Source organism: Stappia indica, from assembly GCF_009789575.1.
GTDB classification, from domain to species: Bacteria; Pseudomonadota; Alphaproteobacteria; order Rhizobiales; family Stappiaceae; genus Stappia; species Stappia indica_A.
In genome coordinates, this window is the sequence record NZ_CP046908.1 from 1,289,906 (window position 1) to 1,313,354 (window position 23,449).

Here is a 23,449-nt window from a genome sequence, read left to right on the forward strand (position 1 = left end):
CCAGTTTTCGCATCATCGCCGCTGTGCCCCTCCGAAGGTCGGCTTGTCCGGCCCGCCGAAGATCACGCGCTGCGGATCGCGGTTGAGATCGGACGCCGTGCGCTGGATCTCCAGCAGCGTGCGGCTGAGCTGCGCCATGGCATTCGAGAAATCGGTCGAGCCGCGCGCGGTGAAGCGCTCGAGCCCGCTGGTGATCGGCCCGACCCGCTCGGCCAGCACGTCGGCGACCTTGCGGATCGAGGCGGCGGCCTGGGTCGCCTCGGCGATCAGGCCCTCGCCGTCCCCTTCCACCATCGCGTCGACCTTGTCGACGACGCTCTGGACACGGGTGCCGGTGGCATTGAGCTTCGACGCCAGTTCCTGGGCATCGCGCACGATCTGGTCGATCTGCGGGCCGCGCCCCTTCAGGCTCTGGCTGAACTCGTTGACATTGTCGACCGCCTCGCCGGCCTTCGCGATGGCGTCGGTCACGATCTTCGTCTTGCCGGCGATCTCGCCGGAAAAGCGCTCCACCGATGCAACGAGGCTCTTGACCTGCTCCGGGTCGACGGCGGCAACGACCCGGTCGATCCGGTCGACGGTGGCGACGAGCTGCGTGCCGATGGTGCGGGCATCCGCCAGGACCTGGCGAATGTCTTCCTTGCCCTCGGCGAGCGACGTGCTGACCTCGTCCAGGTTCTCCATCGTGCGGGTCGAGGACACCACCAGCCGGTCGATATCCGCGGAGCGCTCCTGAAGCACGGTCGCGAAGGCCGACGCCCCGTCGACGATCCGCGTGACCGCCTCGGGCCGGACGGTGTCGATCACCGCGTCGACCTTGGCAAGGCTCGAGGTCAGGCCGGAGGCGAACTGCTGCAGGTCCTGCGCCGCGGTCTCGGCATTGGCGACCATACCCGTCAGCCCGTCCGCGGCCTCTGCCGCCTTCGACGTGACCTCGGCGGCATTGTTGACGATCTCGGTCACGCGGCCGGGGGGCACCGCATCGACCACGGCGGTCGCGCTGTCGACCAGCCCTTCAAGCCGGCCGGACAGGCTCTGCAGCGCCTCGCCGGTGCTGGCGACGCTGGCCATGAAATTGTCGACGCCATCGGCATTGCTCGCCAGCGCATCGGAGAAGACGCGGGCATTGACGATGATCTTGTTCACCTCTTCGCGGTTGTCGTTCACCACGCGCTCGATGGAGGCGAGCGTCGTGTCGGCGCGGCTGAGAATGTCCCGCGCGCCCTCCACGATATCCTCGAAGGCGGATTTCTCGGCATAGATGACCGGCGGTTCCTCGGCATCGGGATCGAGCAGCAGCGGCGCATTGGTCGACCCGCCGGACAGGTCGACATAGGCGATGCCCGACAGCGTCTGGAACCCCAGCGTCGCCTTGACGTCCGTGCGCAGGGGCGTGTTCGGGCTGACGCGGATCGTCGCGATCACCACGCGCGGGTCCTTGGGATCGAAGCCCAGTTCGCCGACATCGCCGACCTTGATACCGTTGAAATTCACCGCCCCGCCGACGGACAGGCCGGTCACCGCCCCGTTGAACACGACCTTCAACGGCAGCGCACGCGGGCCTTCCGCGCGGGCGCCGAGCCAATAGATGAAAACGAAGCCGATGATGAGCGTCGCGAAGACGAACGCACCGATGGCAATATAATTCGCGCGGGTTTCCATGCTTACGCCTGTTCCTGCCTATACCCGCCGCAACGCCCGTTCGCCGTTGAAATAGGACTGCACCCAGGGATTGTCGAATTCCATCAGTTCGGCGACCGTCCCCGTCTTCAACACTCTCTTTTCTCCTAATACCGCGACGCGGTCGCAAATGGAATGCAAGCTGTCGAGATCGTGGGTGACCATGTAGACCGTGAGGCCGAGCGTGTCGCGAAGCTTGCGCACGAGATCGTCGAACGCAGCGGCACCGATGGGATCGAGACCGGAGGTCGGCTCGTCGAGAAAGACAAGGTCCGGATCGAGGGCCAGCGAACGCGCAAGGCTCGCCCGCTTGATCATGCCGCCGGAGAGTTCGGAGGGGAACTTCTCCGCCGCATTGCGCGGCAGGCCGACCATTTCCAGCTTCAACAGGGCGAGCTCGTCCATCAGCCGCTGCGACATGCGCATGTGCTCGCGCATCGGCACCTGGATGTTCTGCCGCACGGTGAGCGAGGAGAACAGGGCACCCTGCTGGAACAGCACGCCCCACCGGCGCTCCACCGCCTGCCGCTCGTCCGGCGAGGCCTTGTCGAGATCGACGCCGAACACCTCGATGGTGCCGGCCCGCTTCGGCGTGAGGCCGAGAATGGCGCGCATCAGCACCGACTTGCCGGTGCCCGATCCGCCGACGAAGCCCAGGATCTCGCGTGTCCGCACGTCGAGGTCTAGATCCTTGAGGACCACCGTCGAACCGAAGCCGACCGTCACGCCGCGGGCGCGCAGGATCACCTCCTCGCCGGGCGCGTTGGTCTCGTCCGCGGTCGGCGGCGCAAGGGTTGTCTCGGACGGCATTCAGATCCCGATCGAAGAGAAGAAGATGGCGAACAGGCCGTCGACGACGATCACCATGAAGATCGCCTTCACGACGGACATGGTCGTGTGATGGCCGAGCGACTCGGCCGAACCCGAGACTTTCATGCCTTCCACGCAGGCCACAAGGCCGATGATCAGCGCCATGAAGGGCGCCTTGACGATGCCCACCATCAAGGTATCGACCGTGACCGACTGCTGCATCAGGTTGATGAAGACCCGCGGCGCCATGTCGAGATAGAGCCAGGAAATCAGCCCGGCGCCGAACAGAGCAGCAAGGTTCGACAGGAAGGTCAGGATCGGCAGGGCGAGAATGAGCGCGAAAAGCCGCGGCAGGATCAGCACTTCGGTGACCCGCAGCCCGATGACATGCAGCGCGTCGATCTCCTCACGCATCTTCATCGAGCCGATCTCGGCGGTGAACGCGGAGCCGGACCGGCCCGCGACCATGATCGCCGTCAGAATCACGCCGATCTCGCGCAGCACCAGCACGCCGGACAGGTCGACCACATAGACCTCGGCGCCGAACTGCCGGAGGTAGAAGCCGCCCTGCTGGGCGATGATCGCGCCGATGAGGAAGCTCATCAGCATGACGATGGGCACCGCGCCGATGCAGGCCCTGTCGAACTGGGTGGCGATGGAGACGATGCGAAGGCTGCGCGGGCGCAGGAACACGCCCGACAGCACGCTGACCAGCGAGCCGACGATGTGCAGGATGGCGAGCGAATCGCGCCCGATGCCGACGACCTCGCGCCCCGTCGTCTCGAGAATGCTGAACAGCGACAACTTGTGACGCGCCGGCGCCCAGGGAGTCGGGTGGTGCTGCTCGACCTCGGAAATCAGCGCATCGAAGGACGGCCGCACCCCTTGCAGGCTGACGCGCGCGCCGTGGAACTCCAGGTCGCCGCGCAAGCGGTGGATCAACCAGGCGCCCGCCGTATCCATCCGCCCGACCTGCGACAGGTCGAAATGAATGCGCCGGGCGTCGGGCACACCGATGCCGTCGACGGCCTGCTCCAGGATCTCGCTATGCTGGATCGTCCAGGGCCCGGCCAGCACGAGGATCAGGTCGCCGTCCTTCTCCTTCGCCGAGATACGCGGTATCTCCTGTGCTGCCTCAACGGTCATGCCAGCTGTCGTCCCGTCCCGGTTCATCCTGCATCCGGCAGCAAGGCTGCCTGCCCCCTCGCGTGACGGGGCGGATTCGGGACGCCCCGCCCCCTTGCCGAGCCTCCCAAGGTCCACGTATACCTTGGCGCCGATGCAAGCGTCCAGCCGGCCACCGCTTTCGCCCCCGCACATGTGTGCCAGCGACGGGCCAGCCAGACCGGAAATTCCGACTGTCAGGAGACCATGATGGAAATTGCCCATCCCTATCTGCTGTTTCTCGGCGACGTGCCGGACGCGCTGGCCGCCAAGACGGGCCTCGGCATCGTCGACTGGCGCCGCGACTGGTGCATCGGCCAGCATCGGCTGGAGGGGTGCAAGGCGGACGCGAAACTGCCCGAGATGTCGCCGCAGGACGCCGCCAAGGCCGGCGCGCGGACCATGGTGATCGGCGCGGTGAATGCCGGCGGCGTGCTGCCCGAGCACTGGGTGGCCTCCATCGTCGCGGCGCTCGATGCGGGCATGGACGTGGCGAGCGGGCTGCACATGCGCCTCGGCGCCGTCCCCGCCATCCGCGAGGCGGCCGAGCGCAACGGCCGCAAGCTGTTCGACGTGCGCCATTCCGACATCCGCTTCGACACCGGCAAGGGCACCAGGCGCAGCGGCAAGCGGCTGCTGACGGTGGGAACCGACTGCTCGGTCGGCAAGAAATACTGCGCGCTGGCGCTGGAACAGGCGATGCGGGACAAGGGCTTCGACGCCGACTTCCGTGCCACCGGCCAGACCGGCGTGTTCATTTCCGGGCGCGGCGTCTCGCTGGACGCGGTGATCGCGGACTTCATTTCGGGCGCCGCGGAATGGATCTCGCCGGCCGCCGACGAGAACCACTGGGATCTGGTCGAGGGACAGGGCTCGCTGTTCCACCCGTCCTTTGCCGGCGTGACCCTCGGCCTGCTGCACGGGTCCCAGCCCGACGCCTTCGTCGTCTGCCACGAGCCGACCCGCACCAACATGCGCGGCGTCAAGACGCCGCTGCCGACGATCCAACAGGTCATCGACATGACCGTGGCGCTCGGCAAGCTCACCAATCCGGACATCCGCTGCGTCGGCATCAGCATCAACACGGTGGCGCTGGACGAGCCGGAAGCGCGCAAGCTGCTCGCCGACACGCAGGCCGAATACGGCCTGCCGGCGACCGATCCCGTCCGCTTCGGCTGCGAGGCCATCGTCGAGCGGATCGCGGCCGAGTTCGGCAAGCCATGACGCTCAAACTGAGCGTTGCCACCGACAGTTGGCCGATCGAGGGCGGCTTCACCATCTCGCGGGGAAGCCGGACCCACGCCAATGTGGTGATGGTCACGCTGAGCGAAGGGCCGCATCGCGGCCGGGGCGAATGCGTTCCCTACGCCCGCTACGGCGAGACGGTCGAGGGCGTGATGGCCGATATCGAGCGGATCGCGCCCGACATCGCCCGCGGGCTCGACCGCGCCGGGCTGCAGCAGGCGATGCCGGCGGGCGCGGCGCGCAACGCCATCGACTGCGCCTTCTGGGACCTGGCCGCCAAGCAGGCCGGCACGAGCGCGGCCAGCCTCGCCGGCATCGGAGAAATGAGGCCCGTCACCACCGCCTTCACCATCAGCCTCGGCACGCCGGAAAAGATGGCCGCCGACACGGCGAAGGCGAAGCACCGCCCGCTGCTGAAGATCAAGCTCGGCGGCGACGGCGACGACGAGCGGATCGCCGCGGTGCGCGCTGCCGCACCGAACGCCCGGCTGATCGTCGATGCCAACGAGGCCTGGAGCGAGGCGCTGTTTGCGCGCAACATGGAGGCCTGCCGCGCGGCCGGGGTGGAGCTGATCGAGCAGCCCCTGCCTTCCGACGCGGACGGGGCTCTTGCCCACCTGCCGCGGCCCATTCCGGTCTGTGCCGACGAAAGCCTGCACACTTCGGCGGACCTGGAACGCCTTGCCCCGCTCTACGACGCGGTCAACATCAAGCTCGACAAGACCGGCGGCCTGACCGAAGCGCTGCTGCTTGCCCGCAAGGCCCGCGAGATGCGCTTCAAGGTGATGATCGGCTGCATGCTCGGCACGTCGCTGGCAATGGCGCCGGGCGCGCTGATCGCGCAAGGGGCCGATTATGTCGATCTCGACGCGCCGCTGCTGCTGTCCAAGGACCGGGAGCCTGGGCTCGTCTTCGACGGCAGCCTGATGCATCCGCCGCGCCCCGAGCTCTGGGGCTAGCCGGCGCGCTTCGCCCGGTTCGAGACGACGAGGCCGGCGACCAGGCACACCCCGCCGATGCCGGACAGCACCGACATCGCCAGGAAAGCCGAGACCGGGCTGGAGGCGTAGAGCACGCCTGCGGCGGCGGAGGCCAGCGCCGTCACCGCACCGATCACCATCGAGTTGACGCCCTGGGCAGCGCCCGCCCACTGCGGCGGCGCCATGCGCGCGACGAAGGCGACGGCGCCGAGATGGGTCGCGCCGAAGCTGAGCCCGTGCAGCAGCTGCACCAGGACGATGGAGACGGGATCCTCCACGAAGGGAAACAGGATCCAGCGCAGGATGGCGCCGGCAATGCCGATGGCCAGCAGGCCGTTGACGCCCAGCACCGCCCGCACCCGCGCCGAGGCGGCGAACAGGCCGATCTCGGTGATCACCCCCAGCCCCCAATAGATGCCGACGGCCGCACCGGAAACGCCGGTCTGCGACCAGTGGAGCGCGCTGAAGGCGTAATAGGCCGCATGGCTGGCCTGCGCGCAACCCGCCGCCAGGATCACCAGCAGGAAGCCGGGCGTCACGAAGGCGCCCTCGCGCAGCAGCGCGGCCAACCCCTTTCGGCGGGCAGGAAGGGCGCGCGGCGCGCCCTCTTCCATCACCTCGGCGAGCGCGGTGTCGGGCGAGGCGATCGAGACCGATTCGTTTTCATCGACCCGGATTCGCGGCAGCTTGACGCTGAGCGCGGCGACCCCGGCCGCAACCAGCCCGGCGACGATGCCGCCGACCACGACCCCGGTCGTCCACTCGCCGATCAGCACGCCGCCGATCACGTTCGCCACGATGAAGGAGACCGAGCCCCACAGCCGCATGCGGCCATAATCGCCCTTGCCCTCGCGCTCGACGCGGGCCGCCAGCGCGTCCCCCAGCGGCATCAGGGGCGACCAGGCGATGGAGATGACCACCAGCAGCACGGCGCTGGCGAAGAAGCTCTTGGCGAAGAAAAAGCCTGAAAACGCAATGGCGGCGAGAATGCTGAGCAGGGCCACGGCCCGGCCCGGCGTGCCGAAGCGGTCGACGGCCGCGCCGATCAGGGGGTTGGCCGCAAGCCGCACCAGCATCGGGATGGCGAGCAGCGTGCCGATCTCTCCGGGGCTCAGGCCCGCCTCGGACAGCACCAGCGGAAAGAACGGGAGAAACAGGCCGAGGCCGAAGAAATAGGCTGCGAAGATCGCCGCAACCCTTGCGTGAAGGGGCATGTGGAAGCATCCGCCATCCGTGGGGAACTGCCTTCTATACCGATTTTAAGGATTTGGCGATTAAGCATGACCGACGGTCTTCGGACGAGCCGAAACCGAGACGGATCAGGAACGCGGAACGACAGTTATGGCTGAAATGGGCACGCCGAGCGCGATCCGGGAAAGCGACTACGAAGCGCTCCTGAACGCCTTGACGGACACGGATCGCGGTCGCTGGTTCCTGGACGAATACATGCGCCGGAACCAGAAGCCGGAGACGCAGATGGTGCTGGACGCCATCGCCCGCCTGGAAAAGGTCATGGTGCGCGAGCGCACCATCCCCAGCATGGACCGCATCCGCCTCGACATTGCAGAAATGCAGGAGGCGATCGAACGCACCAAGCGCGAGATCTCCAACATCAAGCACGAGCAGGAAGAGGGCAACCGCTTCATCGAGGCCTCGAACGAGCTCGACGCCATCGTCACCAAGACCGAGAGCGCCACCCAGGAAATCCTCGCCGCCGCCGAAGCCATCCAGGAGACCGCCTGGACGCTGCGCGAGAACGGCGCGGACGAGGAGAGCTGCGACGACATCGATGCGCGCGCCACCGAGATCTTCATGGCCTGCTCGTTCCAGGACCTGACCGGCCAGCGCACCCAGAAGATCGTCCAGGTGCTGCAGTATCTGGAATCGCGCATCAACCTGATGGTCTCGATCTGGGGCATCGAAGGCAGCCGCGCCGAGGACACCACGTTCGTGGAGGACAGCCGGCCCGACGCGCATCTGCTGAACGGGCCCCAGCTCGACGGCAAGGGCGTGTCGCAGAACGCGGTCGACGAGATGTTCGACCTGGAGGCGGTCGATTTCGACGCCCTGGACGTTGGCGGCGATGCGGCGGACGAGACCGCCGACGAGGCCGGCGCCTTCTCCGGAGAGACGGCCTCGGCCGACGAGATCGACGCGCTCTTCGCCTCCGCCGACACGGACACGGAGACGGAGACCGACGCCGATATCTTCGACGCCGGCGCGCCGGCCGGCAAGCAGGACGAGAGCGCCCGCCAGATGGCCGGCCTCGAATTCGACGATGTCGACTTTGCCGATGCGGACGTCTTCGAAAAGCCGGGCCAGCCCAAGCCCGACCTTCCGGCCGGCAACGACTTCGACGATGTGGTGATGGTCGACGACGAGGACACCGCCGCCTGGGAAGCCGAATTCGAAGTGGTGCCCAACGCCGAGACGATGCCCGCGCCGAAGAAGGCCCGCACCGAGAGCGCGGACGAGGGCGAGGACCCGCTCGACCGCCTGTCCCCCGGCGAGAAGCAGTCCCTGTTCAGCTGATCCGGCCCGCGGGTCCGGCGAGGCGGCGGGAGGCGGCGCGTCGCGGATTTCTCTTTGACCTGCAAATATTTACAAGTAACTCTGCAAGACTGAATTCAGACGCCGAAATGGATGGAGGGGCATGATCCGCGAGCGGCTCGAGGAACTGGCAAGGGCGCATGAACCATCGGCGCGATCCGAACTGGTGCGCCTGCTCAGTGCCCAATATGCCGACAAGCTCGAGCGTGAGCCGACCGAAGCGGAACGCCATCTGTTTTCCGGGCTGGTGCTGGACGTCTTCGACCAGCTCGACCACTCCGTCCGCCTCGACATCGTCGTGCGCCTCGCCCGCACCGGGCGCATCACCCAGCCGCTTGCCGACCGCCTGACCGAAGAGCCCTTCGACATCTGCGAGCCCGTCCTGGAGCACTCTCCGGTCGTCAGCACGAGCAAGCTGCTCGAGGTCTCGCGCAACCGGTCCGACCGCCATCGCCTGGCCATCGCCCGCCGGATGCAGGTGCCCAAGGAGATCGTCGACACGCTGATCGCGCGCGGCGCGTTTCCGGTGGTCAACGCCCTGCTGCAGAACCAGGGCGCCGAATTCGCCGTCCGTGCCCTGCTCGCGGTGCTGATCCTGTCGGCGGCGGACCAGCGGCTGCTCGGCGCCCTCGCCCGCCGCTGCGCGCAGGACGAGGGCTTTCTCGGCGACATGAAGATGATCTCCCAGACGGACTGTCCCTTGATGCCCGGCGATCTGGAGCGCGCGCTCGAGAACCAGGACGAGCTGGACCGGCTGGCGCTGACGGCCGTCGACGACGACCGGGACGCAGGGCTGGAAGTCGGCGGCGAGCAGCTGTCCCGCCACGAGATCCAGATCCAGATCGCATCCGGCGAGCTCGGCTTCGAGAGCATTTTTAGGACGCTGATCGAGCGCAAGGACATGAACGCCATCATCTGGCTGGTGTCCCGCCACCTGTCGCTGCGCGACTCCACCGTGCGCGACACCTTCGCCTCGCAGGCGGGCGGCGCCGTCGCGATGCTGATGAAGGAGACGGGGATCGGCCACAAGACCTACGGCCAGTTCCTGAAACTGAGATGCGACTGGCTCGGCATCGGCAGCAAGACCGTGGCGCAGGACGTCTTCACCTACCGCACGATGCGCCATCCCGGCAGCAAGCGCGCCTTCAACTGAGGGCGCTTGCCGCTTTCCCCGACTAGCCGGCCAGCGCCTTCGCCATCATGTCGGCGTCGATATTGCCGCCGGACAGGGTGAGCGCGACGACCCGCCCCTTCACCGGCAGCCGGCCCGACAGCACCGCGGCAAGGCACACCGCCCCGCCCGGCTCCACCACCAGCTTCAGCTCGCGAAAGGCGAAGGCGACCGCCGCCAGCGCCTCGGCATCGCTCACGGCAAGGCCGCGGCTCGCCCGGCGGCGGGTGATCGAAAAGCCGATCTCGCCCGGCTGGCGGGCAAGCAGGGCATCGCAGACCGATCCGGCCTCGCTCGGATTGGCGACCACCGTGCCGCCTGTGAGCGAGCGGCCGTGATCGTCGAAGCCTTCCGGCTCCACCGGCAGCAGCTCGCAGTCGGGCAGCAGTGTCTCCAGCGCAAGGGCGATGCCGCCGGTCATGCCGCCGCCGCCGGCGCAGGTGAGCATCGCCTCCGGCACCAGTCCCAGGGCCGCCGCCTGTTCGGCGACCTCGGCCCCGATGGTGCCCTGGCCGGCAATGACGCCGGCATCATTGTAGGGGTGAACCATCGTCGCGGCGGTCTCGCGGGCGATCTCCAGGGCCAGCACATCGCGGTCGTCGACGCCGCGGCGATAGGTGACGACCCGCGCGCCGGAGCGGCGCGTGCGGTCGAGCTTTGCCTGCGGCGCGTCCTGCGGCATCACGATGGTCGCCGGCATCCCCAGCACCCGTGCCGCCTCCGCAACGCCCTGCGCGTGGTTGCCGGACGAGCAGGCGACGACACCGCCCGCCCGCGCATCCGCCGGGATCATCGACAGGCGGTTGAAGGCGCCGCGAAACTTGAAGGAGCCGGTGCGCTGCAGGTTCTCGGCCTTCAGCAGCACGGTGCCGCCGGTCAGTTCGTCGAGAAACGCCGAGCGCAGCAGCGGCGTCACCACCGCCTCGCCGGCAATGCGCTGCTGCGCATCGCGAATGTCCTGGAATACCGGGGAAGAGACGGGAATCGCGTCCATGAAGGCCTCCTGCAGAAGGTTTGAGTCCTACATGATCGCCATGCCTGATTGAAGGGCCCGGTTGAAGCGCGCTCGACAGCAAAAAGGCGCTCAGGCAGCGCCCCGCGTCTGCGTCTGCGTCTGCGCTTGGCCGCTCGCCTGCAGGCAGTTGCGCAGGAACTGGCGGGTGCTCGCCTCCCAGCTGTAGGACAGGGCCAGTTCGCGGCAGCGCTGGCGCGGAATGGCCAGTGCCGCAACGGCCGCCTTGCCGAGATCCTCGTCCAGCACGCCGGCACCCGTGCCCTGAAGAATGTCGAGCGGTCCCATCACCGGATAGGCGGCAACCGGAACGCCCGCCGCCAGCGCCTCCAGCAGCACATTGCCGAACGTGTCGGTGCGGCTCGGGAAGACCACCACATCGGCGGAGGAATAATGCCGGGCGAGATCCTCGCCGGTCTTCGATCCGGTGAACAGGACCTGCGGGTAGCGCGCGCGCAGCTCCGCCAGCTGCGGTCCGTCGCCGACCACCACCTTGGTCCCCGGCAGCTCGAGATCGAGGAAGGCGGCAATGTTCTTTTCCACCGACACCCGGCCGACATACATGAAGACGGGCCCGACCAGCGTTTCCGGCAGCACGCTGCCCTCGCGCGGGCAGAACAGCTCGTGATCGACGCCGCGCGACCAGCGCATCAGGTTGGCGAAGCCGCGCGCGGCGAGATCCTGCTCCAGCGTCGAGGTCGCCACCATGCAGCCCTGGCCGGCATTGTGGAAGCGGCGCAGCCAGGCATAGGACCAGGAGACCGGCACCGGCATGCGCGCCGACAGATATTCCGGAAAGCGCGTGTGGTAGCTCGTCGTGTAGGCGAGATCGAGCATCCGGGCGACGCGCGCGGCCATCAGGCCCAGCGGCCCTTCGGTGGCGATGTGCAGATGATCGTACCCGCCGGCGACGATCCGCCGGCGCAAGGCGTACGGCGTCGTCAGGGACAGGCGGATTTCGGAATAGGTCGGGCAGGGAACGGTGAAGAAGTCGGCCGGCGAGAGCACCTCGACCGGCACGCCCATGCGGCGCAGCTCGTCCACGGTGCGCTCGATGGAGCGCACGACACCGTTGATCTGGGGATGCCAGGCATCGGTGACGATGAGCAGCGACTTCATGCGGCGGCCTGCGCCCGGCGCGGCTCGCCGGTTTCCAGCACCCGCACACGCTCTGCCCGGTCCGCCCAGCGGATGATCTCGAACGTGCCGTCATGGTGCTCGGCAACGGCGGTGCAGCTCTCCACCCAGTCGCCGGTGTTGATGTAGTGGGTGCCGAACTCGGTGTGGTCGGCGGCGTGGTGGATATGGCCGCAGATCACCCCGTCGACGCCCTGGCGCTCGGCTTCGCCCGCCAGCGTCTCCTCGAACTTGCCGATGAAGTTCACCGCGTTCTTGACCTTGAGCTTGGCCCAGGCGGAGAGCGACCAGTAGGTCAGGCCGAGACGGCGGCGCAGGATGTTGAGCCCGGTGTTGAGGTTGAGCGCGGTGACATAGGCCCAGTCGCCGAGAAAGGCGAGCCACCTGGCATGGCGCACCACCACGTCGAAGCGGTCGCCGTGGATGACCAGATAGCGGCGCCCGTCGGCGGTCTCGTGGATGATTTCCTCCACGACTTCGATGCCGCCGAAATGGGTGCCGAGGAAATCGCGCAGGAACTCGTCGTGGTTGCCGGGCGTATAGACGATGCGGGCGCCCTTGCGCCCCTTGCGCATCAGCTTCTGCACCACGTCGTTATGGGCCTGCGGCCAGTACCACATGCGGCGCAACCGCCACCCGTCGACGATATCGCCGACCAGGTAGATGGTTTCGGCATCGTGATACTTGAGAAAGTCGAGCAGCATGTCCGCCTGGCAGCCACGCGTACCAAGATGAATATCGGACAGGAAGATCGCCCTGAAATGTCTCTGGGTCGGCTCGGAGGACATGACACGCTCCTGACAAGTCTTTGAGCGTCTAAATGCGCGATTCCGGTCTCAGAAATATGACAAGCGGCCGGAACGACGCGAGAGGCGGAAAGAAAACGCCGCCGTACGTCTGCGGCTGGACGGAGCGCGGGCGGCTCCGCTATCACTTCGGCAACGACGTCCGCCGGCCCCTGCCCCGGACGAAGCAGATCGGGAGATACGACATGGATCTTGGACTTTCCGGCCGAAAGGCCATCGTCTGCGCCTCCAGCCGCGGCCTTGGCCGGGGATGCGCCGAAGCGCTGGCGCAAGCCGGCTGCGACCTGGTGATCAACGGGCTGGACCGGCTGCGCCTGGAGACGGCCGCAAGCGAAATCCGCTCCCGCTACGGCGTCGACGTCGCCTCGGTCGTCGCCGACGTCTCGACGCGCGAGGGGCAGGACGCCCTGCTCGCCGCCTGCCCCGAGCCCGACATCCTGGTCAACAACAATGGCGGCCCGCCGCGCCGCGACTATCGCGAGCTCGACCGCGAGGCGATGATCGGCGGGGTGATCCAGAACATGATCTCGCCGATCGAGATGATCCAGCGGGTGGCCGACGGCATGGCCGAGCGCGGGTTCGGGCGCATCATCAACATCACCTCGATCACCGTGCGCATGCCGCTGGAGGGGCTCGACCTGTCGAGCGGCGCGCGCGCCGGCCTCACCGCGTTCCTGGCCGGCGTCTGCCGCACCTATGCGGGGCGCAACGTCACCATCAACAACCTGCTGCCCGGCAAGATGGACACCGACCGCCTGCGCGGCGGGCTGGAGCGCACCGCCGGCATGACCGGGCAGAGCGTCGATGCGGTCGGCAAGGCGCAGCAGGCGGAAATCCCGGCCGGCCGCTTCGGCACGGCGGAGGAGTTCGGCAGGATCTGCGCCTTCTACTGCTCGACCTCGGCGGGCTATGTGACGGGGCAGAACATCCTCGTCGACGGCGGGCTCTATCCGGCAGCGTTCTGAACGCGGCCACCTGTCCGAACACGCAAAAGCCGGCGGGGAGCCCTCCCCGCCGGCTTTCGTCGTTCGAGTGCGGGCGGCTCAGTAGCCGCGCGCCACGTCGTATTCCGGACGCTCGGCAGGACCGCCCCAGCGATAGCGCATCGATGCCGAGATGATGTTCACGTGCGCCTGCGCCTTGCCGACATAGCTGCCGACATTCGGATTGTAGTCCTGATGGCCGGGGCCGATGTTGATGTCGGCATCGCCCGCGTGGATGTAGGTGTAGCCGAGGTCGAACGACAGGTCGTCGTTGAACTTGTAGCTGGCGCCGGCCGACAGCCACAGGCGGTCGGTGTCCGGCAGGCGGGTCGAGCGGATCTCGTCGGTGATCGGCGAGATCTCGTAGCCGATGCCGGCGCGCATCGTCAGGTCTTCGGTCACGTCGTACTCGCCGCCGATGGCGAAGAACCAGCTGTCGCGATAGTTGAAATGCAGGGTCTGGACCGTCGCTCCGGTCGCCTGCGAGGTCACGCGCGGCGACTTGAGGCGGCTCCAGTTGGCCCATTCCACGGTGCCGAAGACGCGGAACGCATCCGTCACCCGCTGCTTGGCCGAGAAGTTGATCGTCTCCGGCGTGATCAGCGAGGCGTCGATGTCGGTGAAGCCGGCCGGCGTCTGGATGTCGCCGTCGAGGGTCTGGCTGACGCCCGAGCGGAAACCAAGGCCCAGCTCCGTGCCCTCGAACGGCTTGAACGTCACGCCGGCGGTCACGCCGAAGCCGATGTCGTCGCCCTGAAGAATCGCGGAGGGATAGCCCGGCACGTTGGGCAGGGCGGACTTGAGCGTCACCTTGAAATACTGGACCTGCACGCCGAAGGCGAAGGACAGCATGTCGTTGAGCTTGTAGCCGATGGTCGGCGTCACGTTCACCGACATCACCTTGGACGTCCTGGAATAGAACTGCCCCGCCCAGTTCTGATGCGGCTTGGTGGCAAGACCGTAGGGCGCGTTGATGGCAAGGCCCAGGAAGATCTGGTCGGTGAGCTTGTAGGCCGTGTAGGAGGCCGGAACATAGCCTTCGCTGCCGATGTCGCCGGAGGGCGCGGTGCTCGGCGTCAGGCCGAGTACGCCCGCGCCGATGGCCGAGGGCGTGAAGGCGCCGGTGATCTCGGCGGTGGGAGCGACCAGCGTGTGGTGGCTCTCGAAGGTGAACCCCTCCCCGGCGCCGGTGATCGTCGCCGGATTCCAGAACATCGACGAGATCGAGGGCCCGGTCGTGCCGTTGCCGGCGAACGACATGCCCTGATAGTAGGCGCTCTGCTCGCGCAGGGCGAAGCCGCCGGCAAGGGCGGCGGACGAAGCAACCACCACCGAGATTGCGGTAAACGACAGTAGAAGGCTCTTGCTCTTGGGTGCCATGTCTCGACCATTCCTCCCCGGACTGCAGGACGAAGCAAAGCCCCGGTGCCCGTCCTGTTGCAAAGAGGATGAAAAAGTCGCGGCAGCTAAGCAATCGCCATGAGCGAGCGGAATTTACCGTGTTTCCCTTGCTCGAAGCCGGGTTTTGCAGGTTCCGCTAAGGCACCATTCCGCAAGGGAAGCGGTTCTGCGCGCTCAAAACCCGCTGCTGCGTGACAGTTTCGCGACAGCTGCGCACAGCCGGTGCGCATTTGCATATTTTTTGAGCAATTCGCTACCGCCAGGCAACACCCTTCCCTTTTCGGAAGGGTGTTGCCCAACTGCAACGAAAGTGGCGGCGGAGAAACGGGGGGATGTCACTCCGCCGCCTGAGGCAGAGCCGGCGCGGGGGCCGTTGCACGCTCTGCCACATCGGTGTTGGCCGCCTCGGTATCGGCCTTCCCTGTGTTGGCTGCCTCGCGCCGTGCCTGCCTTGCGGCCATCACCTCGGCCTCGGTCTTGTCGAGGCGGTTGCGGAACCACAGGGCGTAGAGCGCCGGCAGGAAGACGAGGGTCAGCACGGTCGCAACCGTCAGGCCGCCGATCATCGCGATCGCCATCGGACCCCAGAAGATGTTCATCGTCAGGGGAATGAAGGCGAGAACCGCGGCCAGCGCCGTCAGGATCACCGGCCGCGCGCGGCGGACGGTGGATTCGACGATGGCGCGCCGCATGGTGGCGCCGGCATGCAGGTCGTGGTCGATCTGGTCGGCCAGGATCAGCGTGTTGCGCATCACCATGCCGCCGAGCGCGATGACGCCGAGAATGGCGACGAAACCGAAGGCCGCATCGGCAATCAGCAGGGCGGCCACCGCCCCGATCAACCCGAGCGGGAAGGTCAGGAACACCAGCGCCATCTTCGAGAAGGACTGCATCTGCAGCATGATCAGCACGGCCATGGCGAGGAACATCAAGGGGAACACTGCGGCAAGCGCCACGTTGGCCTTGGCCGATTCCTCCGCCGCGCCGCCCGTGTCGATCCGGTAGCCCGCCGGCAGGGTCGCCTCGATCTCGCGCATCTTCGGCAGCAGCGAGGCGGTCACGTCCGGCGCCTGCAGGCCCGGCGCCACATCCGCCCGCACGGTCAGCACCGTCTCGCGATTGCGCCGCCACAGGATCGGGTCCTCGGCCGTGTAGACGATCCGCGCCACCTGCGAGACCGGAATGGCCCGCCCGTCGCGCACCTGCAGCACCATGTCGCCGATATCGCCGAGCGCGGCGCGCTCCGTCTCGTCGGCCCGCACCACGACGCCGACCGAATGGCGGCCCTCGCGCAGCGACGTCACCTCGTAGCCCGACAGAAGCGTCTGCAGCGACTGGCCGATCTCCGAGGTGGACAGCCCCAGCGCCCGCGCGCGGTCCTGATCGACCTCGAGGCGCACCGACTTCACCTTCTCGCCCCATTGCAGCTCGGTGTTGCGGGTGTCGGGGCTGGCCCGCATCGCATCGCGCACCTTGGCCGCGGCCGCCCGCACCTCTTCCAGGTCCTGGCCGACGACGCGGAACTGCACCGGATAGCCGACCGGCGGGCCGAGTTCGAGCTTGTTGGCGCGGCCGCGCACCGCCCCTTCCGCCTCGGCGAAGCGGGCCTGAAGCTCATCGACCAGCGCATCGGCGTGCTCGCCGCCCTTGGTCTGCACCAGGACCAGCGCATAGCTCGGATTGGGCAGGGCCGGGTTGTAGGCGAGGAAGAAGCGCGGCGCGCCCGCTCCCACATAGGTGGTGAAATAGTCGACATGCTCGTTGGTCTTGAGCCAGTCCTCGATGGCCTTCGCCTCGCGCTCGGTCGCCGCGAAGGACGAGCCTTCCGGCCCCTTCAGCTCGACCAGCACTTCCGGCCGCGAGGAGTTGGGGAAGAACTGCTGCTTGACGAAGCCCATGCCGTAGCCGGCCAGGACCAGCAGACCGACGGTCCCCAGCACCACCGGCACGCGGAAGCGCAAGGCAGCGGTGACCATCGCGCGCAGGCGGTTGTAGGAGGGCGTGTGATAGATCGCTTCCTCGTCGATATGCCCACGCTCCGCCGCATGGCGCTCCAGCGAGCGCGGCAGCAGCTTCAGCCCGAGATAGGGCGTGAAGACGACGGCGACGAGCCAGGAGATCAGCAGCGCCGTCGTCACCACCCAGAAGATGCCGCCGGCATATTCGCCGGCCGCCGACGCGGCGAAGCCGACGGGCAGGAAGCCGGCCGCCGTGACCAGCGTGCCGGTCAGCATCGGAAAGGCGGTGGATTCCCAGGCGAAGGTCGCCGCGCGGAAGCGGTCCCAACCCTGCTCGATCTTCACCACCATCATCTCGATGGCGATGATCGCATCGTCGACCAGAAGGCCGAGCGACAGGATCAGCGCGCCGAGCGAGATGCGCTCCAGGTCGATGCCCATCAGCATCATCACCACGAAGGTGGCCCCGAGCGTCAGCGGCACGGAGAGCGCGACGATGATGCCGGTGCGAAAGCCCAGCGACAGGAAGGAGACCAGCAGCACGATGGAAATGGCGACGACGAACTTCAGCAGGAACTCGCCGACGGCCTCCTCCACCACTTCCGGCTGGTTGGAGACCTGGTGCAGCTCCGCGCCGACCGGCAGGCGCGCCTTGATCTCGGCCGCCTTTTCGTGCAGGCGCTCGCCGAGCTCCAGCACGTTGCCGCCAGCCGACATGGCGGCGCCGAGCAGGATCGTGTCCTCGCCGTTGTAGCGCGCGACATAGCTTTGCGGATCGGCAACGCCGCGGCTGACCGTGGCGATGTCGCCGAGACGGAACACCCGGCCCTCCGCCTCGACGGGAACGGCCGCCACCGCCTCGACGCCGGTCAGGCTGCCGCTGACGCGCACCTGCACGGTCTCGCTCGGCGTGTCGACCGAGCCCGACGGCACGACGGCGTTCTGGGCGGCGAGCGCATCGAAGATCGCGCTGGCGGGAATGCCGAGCGTCGCAAGCTTCGCATAGGAGATGTCGACATGGATCTTCTGGTCCTGCTCGCCGAAGAGCTGGACCTTCTCCACCCCCGGCACGGCCAGCAACGACTGGCGCGCCATCTCGGCAAGATCCGACAATTCGGTCCAGGTGGCACCGGGCGCGGTGAGCGCATGGACCTGGACATAGACGTCGGCATATTCGTCGTTGAAGAAGGGACCGCGAACGCCCTGCGGCAGCTCGCCGGAGATGTCGCCCACCTTCTTGCGGGCCTGGTACCACAGCTCCTCGACCTCGGAGGGCGGGGTCGCATCCCCCAGGACGATCTGGGTCGCCATGAAGCCGGGGCGGGTATAGGTCTCCAGCCGCGACAGCCAGGGCAGGGTCTGCAGCCGCGTCTCGACGCGGTCGGCGACCTGCTCCTGCATTTCCTCGGCACTGGCGCCCGGCCAAACGGCCGTCACCACCATCACCTTCACGGTGAAGGCGGGATCCTCGTTGCGGCCGAGATTGCCATAGGCGTAGACGCCGGCAATGGCCGTGACGAGGATGAAGAAGAGAACCAGCGTCTGGTGACGGATGGCCCAGGCGGACAGGTTGAAGCCGCTCATCGCAGCGCACCCACCTGCACCGGCTCGCGCGACTGGCGCAGCACCGCCTTCAGCGTCAGGCCCGGATCGATCCGGTGCACCCCGAGGCTGACGACATGTTCGCCGGCCGCAAGACCGGAGACGACGGCCCGCTCGGCCTCGATGCGGCGGACCGTGACCGGCACCGCCGCCACCTGCTCCGCCCCCGGCGCTGCCCGCCAGACATTGGCCGTCTCGCCGGAATACCAGACGGAGGTGAGCGGCACGGCAACCTCGTCCCCGGGCACGGCCTGTTGCAAGTGAACGGTCGCGGTCATGCCGAGCCGCGCATCGGCGGTGGGGTCGTCGATGGCGAAGCGTGCGGTGAAGGTCCGTGCGGCCGTATCGGCGACCGGCGAAAGCTCGCGAAGCCGGGCCTGATAGCGCCGGTCGGGATCGGCCCACAGCGTCACGCTGGCCCGCGCCTTTTCAAGGCCGGCGACCTGCGCCTCGGGAATGGCGACTTCCACCTCGCGCTCGCTGTCCCCCGCGATGCGGACGATCCCCTGCCCGGCGGCGACGACTTCGCCGGGTTCCGCCGTCACGGCGGTCACCACCCCGTCGCGATCCGCGCGCAAGGTGGCATAGGCGAGCTGGTTTTCGGCGAGAATGCGCTGTTCGGACGCCGCCTTCAGCGCGGCGGCGGCGGCATCGTCCGCGGCAATGGCCTGGTCGAGCGCGGATTGCGAGACATGCCCCTTGGCCTGAAGCGCGGCGATGCGGGTGCGGTCCTCGGACGTCTTGCGCGCCTGCGCCTGTGCGGCCCGCTCTTCCGCCTCTCGGGCACGCAGGCCGGCGCGCAGGTCTTCCTCGTCCAGAGTGGCGATGGCCTGGCCGGCGGAAACCCGGTCGCCGACATCCACCAGGCGTTCGGAAATCTTGCCGCCGACGCGGAAGGCGGCGGGCGCGTCGCTGCGGGCGTGGACGGTGCCGGAGAAGGTGACGCCGTGGCCGTCGACCTTCACGGCCGGCTCGACCCATACGACACGAGGCGATGCGGCGGAGGTGTCCGCGTCCTCGGCGGCCTGCGGCTGGCAGGCGGCGACCAACACGGCCGTCAACAGGACCGCGCCGACCCGCCCCGCAGGACTGCCGAGACTGAACCATGAACCAGCAGGAAGACGATACGCCGGAAATGCGGAGGCGAGAGATGCGGGGAAGCTGCTCATCACGTGAGGCCTTTCAGGCGCAGTATCGTCGGCACCGAGCCGACCGGCTGGAAACATGGAACAAGCGCGAACACCTCCGCGCGACCCTCAATATGGATGACAAGTGACGATTGTCAATAAACGTCAGTGAACATATATTAGTCGTCAGGAGACGGCGACGCCCGGCAGGCATGGCCCGGCGCACGCGCTTCTGCCTGCCCTGCATGCACGCCGCCCCGAGGGGCTTCGCCTCGCGGGCCGGGCAGCAGGGACGAGTTGACGCAGGCGGCCATGACTCCCATTGTGAGCCTGAGTTGCCGCCCTCGTTTTCGGGGGTATGCGGGCAACCAGGCCGCAGGCTCAAGAACCAGAAAAGACCGGATCAGTGCATCATGAGTGACTTGCTGGATATGGAAGAGGCAGCCGCCCGGGACGGGACGAACAGTCCCGCGACCCGCGAGACGCGCAGGCGCATCGTCGAGAAGGCCAGCGAGCTGTTCCATCTCTACGGCTACCAGAAGACGACCGTGGCCGACATCGCCCGCGAGCTCGGCATGTCACCGGCCAACGTCTACCGCTTCTTCGCCTCCAAGGCCGAGCTGACCAAGGCGGTCACCGTGCTGGTGACCAGCGGCCTTCGCGCCGCCATGGAGCACGATATCGAGGGCTGCTGCGGCGGCAGCAGCGAGAAGCTGCGCAAGATGGTTCGCCAGCACTTCCACCATGTCCGCGACCACTACACGGACAACAGGAAGATCCACGACCTGCTGGAAGCGGCCATGGACGAGGCGTGGGACGAAATAGAGATCCACAAGGCCGAGATGCGGGAAAGCTTCGCGCACCTGATCCAGGAAGGCATCGAGAAGGGCGAGTTTCCCCCGCAGGACGTCGACACCTCGGCCCTGCTGTTCCAGCACTCGCTGGTGATGTTCTTCCATCCGGCGCTGGTGGCGCAAACCTGCCGCTGCCTGCCCGAGGGGCATCAGGACCTGATGTTCGAACCGATGGTGGATTTTGCGCTCGCAGCGCTCCGGGACGGGCGTTTCCGCAACGTGCCGGCCGAAGTCCTTCATCCCGCGGCAGCGTGCTGACACGCGGCAGCCGCCGCGCCGGGCGCAAGCCTCAGGGCGCGCGGCCGTCGAGCATCTGCCGGTCGCTCACCTCGCTCCACGGCGTGAGCCGCTGGAGCGCCTGGGTGTAGCTTTCATGGATGTCGCGGGCGACGTCGCCGGAATTCGCCAGCGCGGCCACCACATCCCTGGACGTTGCCCGCAGCGCCTGCATGACCGGCTCGGGGAAGCGCCGCAGCTCCACTCCGTCCTCTTCCACCAGCTGCCGCAGGGCCTCGGCATTGCGCCAGGAATTCTCGGCGATGGAATGCAGCGTCTCCATGCGGCAGGCAGCGGCGATCACCCCCTTCAGATCGTCCGGCAGCCCCTCGTAGGCCACCTGGTTGATCAAGGTCTCGCTCGCTCCGTTCGGCTCATGGAACCCGGGCGTGTAGCAGAGCTTGGAAACGGTCTGGAAGCCCATCGCCCGGTCGCTTTCCGGCCCCAGGAACTCCGCCGCATCGAGAAGCCCGCTCTGCAGCGCCGGCACGATCTCTGAAGGCGGCAGCGAGACCGGCGTCGCCCCCAGGCGCCGCATCACCTCGCCGCCGAGGCCCGTCATGCGGATGCGCAAGCCGCGAAGGTCCTCCAGCGTCAGGACCGGGCGCATGAACCAGCCGCCGAGCTGCGGACCGCTATTGCCGCCCATGAACGGCTTGATGCCGAACGGCGCATAAAGCCGCTCCCAAAGACCCATGCCGCCGCCCTGTTCCAGCCAGGTCACATGCTCGTACGGCAAAAGACCGAAGGGCACGGCGGAGAAGAAGACCGCGGCCGGCAGCCGGTCCTGCCAGAATGCCGGCGAGGCATGCCCCATCTGCGCCGTTCCGGCCGAGACCGCATCGAACACCTCTCCGCCCGCGACCAGGCCGCCGGCGGGAAACAGGCGCACGCGCATGCGCCCGCCGCTGAGGCGTGCGATCGTGTCGCAGATCCGCGATGCCGACACTCCCGGCCCCGGCTGGTCGGCCGGCCAGGTGGTCACCATCTTCCATTCGATCGTCGTCTGGGCAAGCGCCGGCCTTGCCAGTCCGCCGGCAAGCGCGAGACCGGTAAGGCCCAGTCCCGTGAGACCGAGCGCAGCGCGCCGCGTCACATCGGCCGGCCGAGGATCGGCCGGACCGGAGGAAGGGGAGGATGACTTGCGATGTTTCATTCGGCGTCTGGAACCATGTCTGCGGAACGTGCCGTGCCCCGATCGTGCCGTTTCCGCACAGGCGATGCGAACCGGTGTTTCATGGCAGAGTCCGACATGGGGGGCAACTGCGCAAGTCCCGCAAGATCAAAGTTTCACAACCGCCTGCAACAGGACGCGACGAGCCGCGAGCGGCCATGGTTGCCCTTGCCCCATGGGTCCGCATCCGCTTCACTGTCGCGATGAGTCGCGGCGCCTGCCGCCCTGCCAGCCGGAGATGTCCATGGTTCCGTTTTTCGTGATGATCAAATGCCATCTCGGCAAGGCCTACCAGGTGGCCAATGCCATCGCCGACGCGGAGATCGCTTCCGAGATCTATTCGACCGCCGGCGACTTCGATCTGCTGGTCAAGTTCTACGTCGACGACGAGACCGACATCGGCCATTTCGTCAATGAGAAGGTCCATCCCTTCGACGGCATTCTCGACACCAAGACCATGATCACGTTCAAGGCGTTCTGACGCGCCTTGAACGTGCCGTGCCGGCTCAGGCCTTGGACGGGGTGACCGTGCTGCGTTCGCGGGACCTGTCGAGGCCGAGCCGGTGCTCGCGGAAGATGACGAAGACGCCCGCGCCGATGACGATGATCGCGCCGCCGATCACTTCCAGCGTCGGAACTTCCGCAAAGACGATCCAGCCGACCAGCACCGTCCACAGCATCGTCGTGTATTCGAAGGGCGCGATGGTGGAGGCGTCGGCGTAGCGATAGCTCTGGGTCAGCAGGATCTGGCCGACGCCGCCCGACAGGCCGATGGCGACGAGGATGATCGCATCGTTGAGGTCCGGCAGCACCCAGCCGAACGGCGCCGACATCAGCGCGAAGACCGAGGTCACCGCCGCGAACCACACCACGATGGTGGACGTGCGCTCCGTTCCCGTGAGGCGGCGCACCGTTATCATCGCCAGCGCCATGAAGATCGCGCTGGCGAAGGCCAGCATCGCCCCGAGCGAGGCCTCTTCCGTCGGTGCGACGCCGGACAGGTGCGGCGACAGAATGATGAGGATGCCGAGAAAGCCGACGACGACCGCGCTCCAGCGATAGGCGCGGACCTTTTCCCGCAGGATGATGGCGGCCAGCGCCACCGTGACGAGCGGCGCGGAGAAGCTGATCGCCGTCGCATCGGGCAGCGGCAGGCGGGCAATGGCGGCGAACCACAGCGACATGGCCGTGCCGCCGACGATGGCGCGGCTGATATGGCCCCAGGGACGCTGCGTGGAGAAGGCCTCGGCGAGCTTGCCCTGCCAGGCGATGACCAGCAGCACCGGCAGCATGCCGAAGAACGAGCGGGCGAAGATCACCTCGCCGACCGGATAGGCCCCGTCGAGCAGCTTCACCATGGCGATCATGCCGGTGAAGACGAGGGCCGACACGACCTTCAGCGCAATGCCGAGCCGGGGGTTGTAGGCGTTGAAATCTTTGGCGGCCGGCACGTTCCCGGTCGTCTTTTCGGCAAGTTCGGAGGCCATTGCGTGTCAGGATCTGCCGGTGACACCGGCCT

At 67.5% G+C, this 23,449-nt stretch carries 20 protein-coding genes; 8 read left to right on the forward strand and 12 right to left on the reverse strand.

The window, feature by feature from the left end:
- Positions 1-12: 12 nt before the first annotated feature.
- The 3 genes from GH266_RS06185 to GH266_RS06195 are packed head-to-tail and all read right to left on the reverse strand — an operon-like array spanning position 13 to position 3,636.
- Positions 13-1,662 (reverse strand): MlaD family protein, encoded by a 1,650-nt coding sequence (locus GH266_RS06185; RefSeq protein WP_158193117.1) that lies wholly within the window; start codon positions 1,660-1,662, stop codon positions 13-15.
- 18 nt (positions 1,663-1,680) lie between these two features.
- Positions 1,681-2,490: an ABC transporter ATP-binding protein gene (locus GH266_RS06190; protein ID WP_158193118.1), complete on the reverse strand. Its 810-nt coding sequence runs from the start codon at positions 2,488-2,490 to the stop codon at positions 1,681-1,683.
- Positions 2,491-3,636 carry an ABC transporter permease gene (locus GH266_RS06195; protein ID WP_158193119.1) on the reverse strand — a complete coding sequence of 382 codons (1,146 nt, stop codon included), beginning with the start codon at positions 3,634-3,636 and terminating at the stop codon, positions 2,491-2,493.
- A 228-nt stretch (positions 3,637-3,864) separates the two neighbouring features.
- On the opposite strand from GH266_RS06195, the gene dgcN reads away from it, so the two are divergent.
- Together dgcN and dgcA are read left to right on the forward strand one after the other, a co-directional pair.
- Positions 3,865-4,878 carry an N-acetyltransferase DgcN gene (gene dgcN, locus GH266_RS06200; RefSeq protein ID WP_158193120.1) on the forward strand — a complete coding sequence of 338 codons (1,014 nt, stop codon included), beginning with the start codon at positions 3,865-3,867 and terminating at the stop codon, positions 4,876-4,878.
- Positions 4,875-5,858, forward strand: coding sequence for an N-acetyl-D-Glu racemase DgcA (dgcA, locus tag GH266_RS06205; protein ID WP_158193121.1), 984 nt, complete (start codon positions 4,875-4,877; stop codon positions 5,856-5,858). The genes dgcN and dgcA overlap by 4 nt, the downstream gene beginning before the upstream one ends.
- Here the strand turns inward: dgcA and GH266_RS06210 are convergent.
- The gene (locus GH266_RS06210) at positions 5,855-7,093 is read right to left on the reverse strand and encodes an MFS transporter (RefSeq protein WP_158193122.1); all 1,239 of its coding nucleotides are present in this window, start codon (positions 7,091-7,093) and stop codon (positions 5,855-5,857) included. The two genes, dgcA and GH266_RS06210, sit on opposite strands and share 4 nt — an antisense overlap.
- A 127-nt stretch (positions 7,094-7,220) precedes the next feature.
- On the opposite strand from GH266_RS06210, the gene GH266_RS06215 reads away from it, so the two are divergent.
- Both GH266_RS06215 and GH266_RS06220 read left to right on the forward strand, forming a co-directional pair.
- Positions 7,221-8,411 carry a protein phosphatase CheZ gene (locus tag GH266_RS06215; RefSeq protein ID WP_158193123.1) on the forward strand — a complete coding sequence of 397 codons (1,191 nt, stop codon included), beginning with the start codon at positions 7,221-7,223 and terminating at the stop codon, positions 8,409-8,411.
- 121 nt (positions 8,412-8,532) lie between these two features.
- Positions 8,533-9,582 (forward strand): DUF2336 domain-containing protein, encoded by a 1,050-nt coding sequence (locus GH266_RS06220; protein ID WP_158193124.1) that lies wholly within the window; start codon positions 8,533-8,535, stop codon positions 9,580-9,582.
- Between the two features lie 22 nt (positions 9,583-9,604).
- Here the strand turns inward: GH266_RS06220 and GH266_RS06225 are convergent, their stop codons facing one another.
- The 3 genes from GH266_RS06225 to GH266_RS06235 form a co-directional block, all read right to left on the reverse strand.
- Entirely contained in the window at positions 9,605-10,594 is a 990-nt protein-coding gene (locus GH266_RS06225) for a threonine ammonia-lyase (protein ID WP_158193125.1), read from the reverse strand.
- 90 nt (positions 10,595-10,684) lie between these two features.
- Positions 10,685-11,731 carry a glycosyltransferase family 4 protein gene (locus tag GH266_RS06230; RefSeq protein ID WP_158193126.1) on the reverse strand — a complete coding sequence of 349 codons (1,047 nt, stop codon included), beginning with the start codon at positions 11,729-11,731 and terminating at the stop codon, positions 10,685-10,687.
- Positions 11,728-12,537, reverse strand: a complete 810-nt coding sequence (locus GH266_RS06235; protein WP_158193127.1) for a UDP-2,3-diacylglucosamine diphosphatase — start codon at positions 12,535-12,537, stop codon at positions 11,728-11,730. Before GH266_RS06235 ends, GH266_RS06230 begins: the two co-directional genes overlap by 4 nt.
- A gap of 203 nt (positions 12,538-12,740) precedes the next feature.
- On the opposite strand from GH266_RS06235, the gene GH266_RS06240 reads away from it, so the two are divergent.
- Positions 12,741-13,520: an SDR family oxidoreductase gene (locus tag GH266_RS06240; protein WP_158193128.1), complete on the forward strand. Its 780-nt coding sequence runs from the start codon at positions 12,741-12,743 to the stop codon at positions 13,518-13,520.
- Positions 13,521-13,598: 78 nt separating this feature from the next.
- On the opposite strand, the gene GH266_RS06245 is transcribed toward GH266_RS06240, so the two are convergent.
- From GH266_RS06245 to GH266_RS06255, 3 genes are all read right to left on the reverse strand, one after another.
- Positions 13,599-14,918 (reverse strand): OmpP1/FadL family transporter, encoded by a 1,320-nt coding sequence (locus tag GH266_RS06245; protein WP_158193129.1) that lies wholly within the window; start codon positions 14,916-14,918, stop codon positions 13,599-13,601.
- A gap of 356 nt (positions 14,919-15,274) precedes the next feature.
- Positions 15,275-18,481, reverse strand: coding sequence for an efflux RND transporter permease subunit (locus GH266_RS06250; RefSeq protein ID WP_158193130.1), 3,207 nt, complete (start codon positions 18,479-18,481; stop codon positions 15,275-15,277).
- Positions 18,478-19,551 (reverse strand): efflux RND transporter periplasmic adaptor subunit, encoded by a 1,074-nt coding sequence (locus GH266_RS06255; RefSeq protein WP_244953878.1) that lies wholly within the window; start codon positions 19,549-19,551, stop codon positions 18,478-18,480. The genes GH266_RS06250 and GH266_RS06255 overlap by 4 nt, the downstream gene beginning before the upstream one ends.
- Before the next feature lie 53 nt (positions 19,552-19,604).
- Between GH266_RS06255 and GH266_RS06260 the strand changes: the two genes are divergently transcribed.
- Both GH266_RS06260 and GH266_RS06265 read left to right on the forward strand, forming a co-directional pair.
- Positions 19,605-19,775, forward strand: coding sequence for a hypothetical protein (locus tag GH266_RS06260; RefSeq protein WP_158193132.1), 171 nt, complete (start codon positions 19,605-19,607; stop codon positions 19,773-19,775).
- A gap of 264 nt (positions 19,776-20,039) precedes the next feature.
- On the forward strand, positions 20,040-20,738 hold the full coding sequence (locus GH266_RS06265; protein ID WP_158193133.1) for a TetR/AcrR family transcriptional regulator: 699 nt from the start codon (positions 20,040-20,042) through the stop codon (positions 20,736-20,738).
- A 31-nt stretch (positions 20,739-20,769) separates the two neighbouring features.
- Here GH266_RS06265 and GH266_RS06270 read toward each other — a convergent pair whose 3' ends face one another.
- Positions 20,770-21,852, reverse strand: coding sequence for a TRAP transporter substrate-binding protein (locus GH266_RS06270; protein ID WP_209001556.1), 1,083 nt, complete (start codon positions 21,850-21,852; stop codon positions 20,770-20,772).
- Positions 21,853-22,174: 322 nt separating this feature from the next.
- Here GH266_RS06270 and GH266_RS06275 point away from each other — a divergent pair, with 322 nt between their 5' ends.
- A complete protein-coding gene (locus GH266_RS06275; protein ID WP_067217134.1) occupies positions 22,175-22,411 on the forward strand; it encodes an Lrp/AsnC ligand binding domain-containing protein in 237 nt (78 codons plus the stop codon).
- A 25-nt stretch (positions 22,412-22,436) separates the two neighbouring features.
- On the opposite strand, the gene GH266_RS06280 is transcribed toward GH266_RS06275, so the two are convergent.
- Positions 22,437-23,417, reverse strand: a complete 981-nt coding sequence (locus GH266_RS06280; RefSeq protein ID WP_158193135.1) for a DMT family transporter — start codon at positions 23,415-23,417, stop codon at positions 22,437-22,439.
- Positions 23,418-23,449 lie beyond the last annotated feature (32 nt).

What these genes read in the sequence shown, in the direction of transcription:
- GH266_RS06195 (WP_158193119.1), bottom strand. Translation starts at nt 3,636, where the DNA reads ATGACCGTTGAGGCAGCACAGGAGATACCGCGTATCTCGGCGAAGGAG.
- GH266_RS06245 (WP_158193129.1), bottom strand. Translation starts at nt 14,918, where the DNA reads ATGGCACCCAAGAGCAAGAGCCTTCTACTGTCGTTTACCGCAATCTCG.
- GH266_RS06215 (WP_158193123.1), top strand. Translation starts at nt 7,221, where the DNA reads ATGGCTGAAATGGGCACGCCGAGCGCGATCCGGGAAAGCGACTACGAA.
- dgcA (WP_158193121.1), top strand. Translation starts at nt 4,875, where the DNA reads ATGACGCTCAAACTGAGCGTTGCCACCGACAGTTGGCCGATCGAGGGC.
- dgcN (WP_158193120.1), top strand. Translation starts at nt 3,865, where the DNA reads ATGGAAATTGCCCATCCCTATCTGCTGTTTCTCGGCGACGTGCCGGAC.
- GH266_RS06185 (WP_158193117.1), bottom strand. Translation starts at nt 1,662, where the DNA reads ATGGAAACCCGCGCGAATTATATTGCCATCGGTGCGTTCGTCTTCGCG.
- GH266_RS06210 (WP_158193122.1), bottom strand. Translation starts at nt 7,093, where the DNA reads ATGCCCCTTCACGCAAGGGTTGCGGCGATCTTCGCAGCCTATTTCTTC.
- GH266_RS06280 (WP_158193135.1), bottom strand. Translation starts at nt 23,417, where the DNA reads ATGGCCTCCGAACTTGCCGAAAAGACGACCGGGAACGTGCCGGCCGCC.
- GH266_RS06235 (WP_158193127.1), bottom strand. Translation starts at nt 12,537, where the DNA reads ATGTCCTCCGAGCCGACCCAGAGACATTTCAGGGCGATCTTCCTGTCC.
- GH266_RS06225 (WP_158193125.1), bottom strand. Translation starts at nt 10,594, where the DNA reads ATGGACGCGATTCCCGTCTCTTCCCCGGTATTCCAGGACATTCGCGAT.
- GH266_RS06275 (WP_067217134.1), top strand. Translation starts at nt 22,175, where the DNA reads ATGGTTCCGTTTTTCGTGATGATCAAATGCCATCTCGGCAAGGCCTAC.
- GH266_RS06265 (WP_158193133.1), top strand. Translation starts at nt 20,040, where the DNA reads ATGAGTGACTTGCTGGATATGGAAGAGGCAGCCGCCCGGGACGGGACG.
- GH266_RS06190 (WP_158193118.1), bottom strand. Translation starts at nt 2,490, where the DNA reads ATGCCGTCCGAGACAACCCTTGCGCCGCCGACCGCGGACGAGACCAAC.
- GH266_RS06260 (WP_158193132.1), top strand. Translation starts at nt 19,605, where the DNA reads ATGAACCAGCAGGAAGACGATACGCCGGAAATGCGGAGGCGAGAGATG.
- GH266_RS06220 (WP_158193124.1), top strand. Translation starts at nt 8,533, where the DNA reads ATGATCCGCGAGCGGCTCGAGGAACTGGCAAGGGCGCATGAACCATCG.
- GH266_RS06240 (WP_158193128.1), top strand. Translation starts at nt 12,741, where the DNA reads ATGGATCTTGGACTTTCCGGCCGAAAGGCCATCGTCTGCGCCTCCAGC.
- GH266_RS06230 (WP_158193126.1), bottom strand. Translation starts at nt 11,731, where the DNA reads ATGAAGTCGCTGCTCATCGTCACCGATGCCTGGCATCCCCAGATCAAC.
- GH266_RS06250 (WP_158193130.1), bottom strand. Translation starts at nt 18,481, where the DNA reads ATGAGCGGCTTCAACCTGTCCGCCTGGGCCATCCGTCACCAGACGCTG.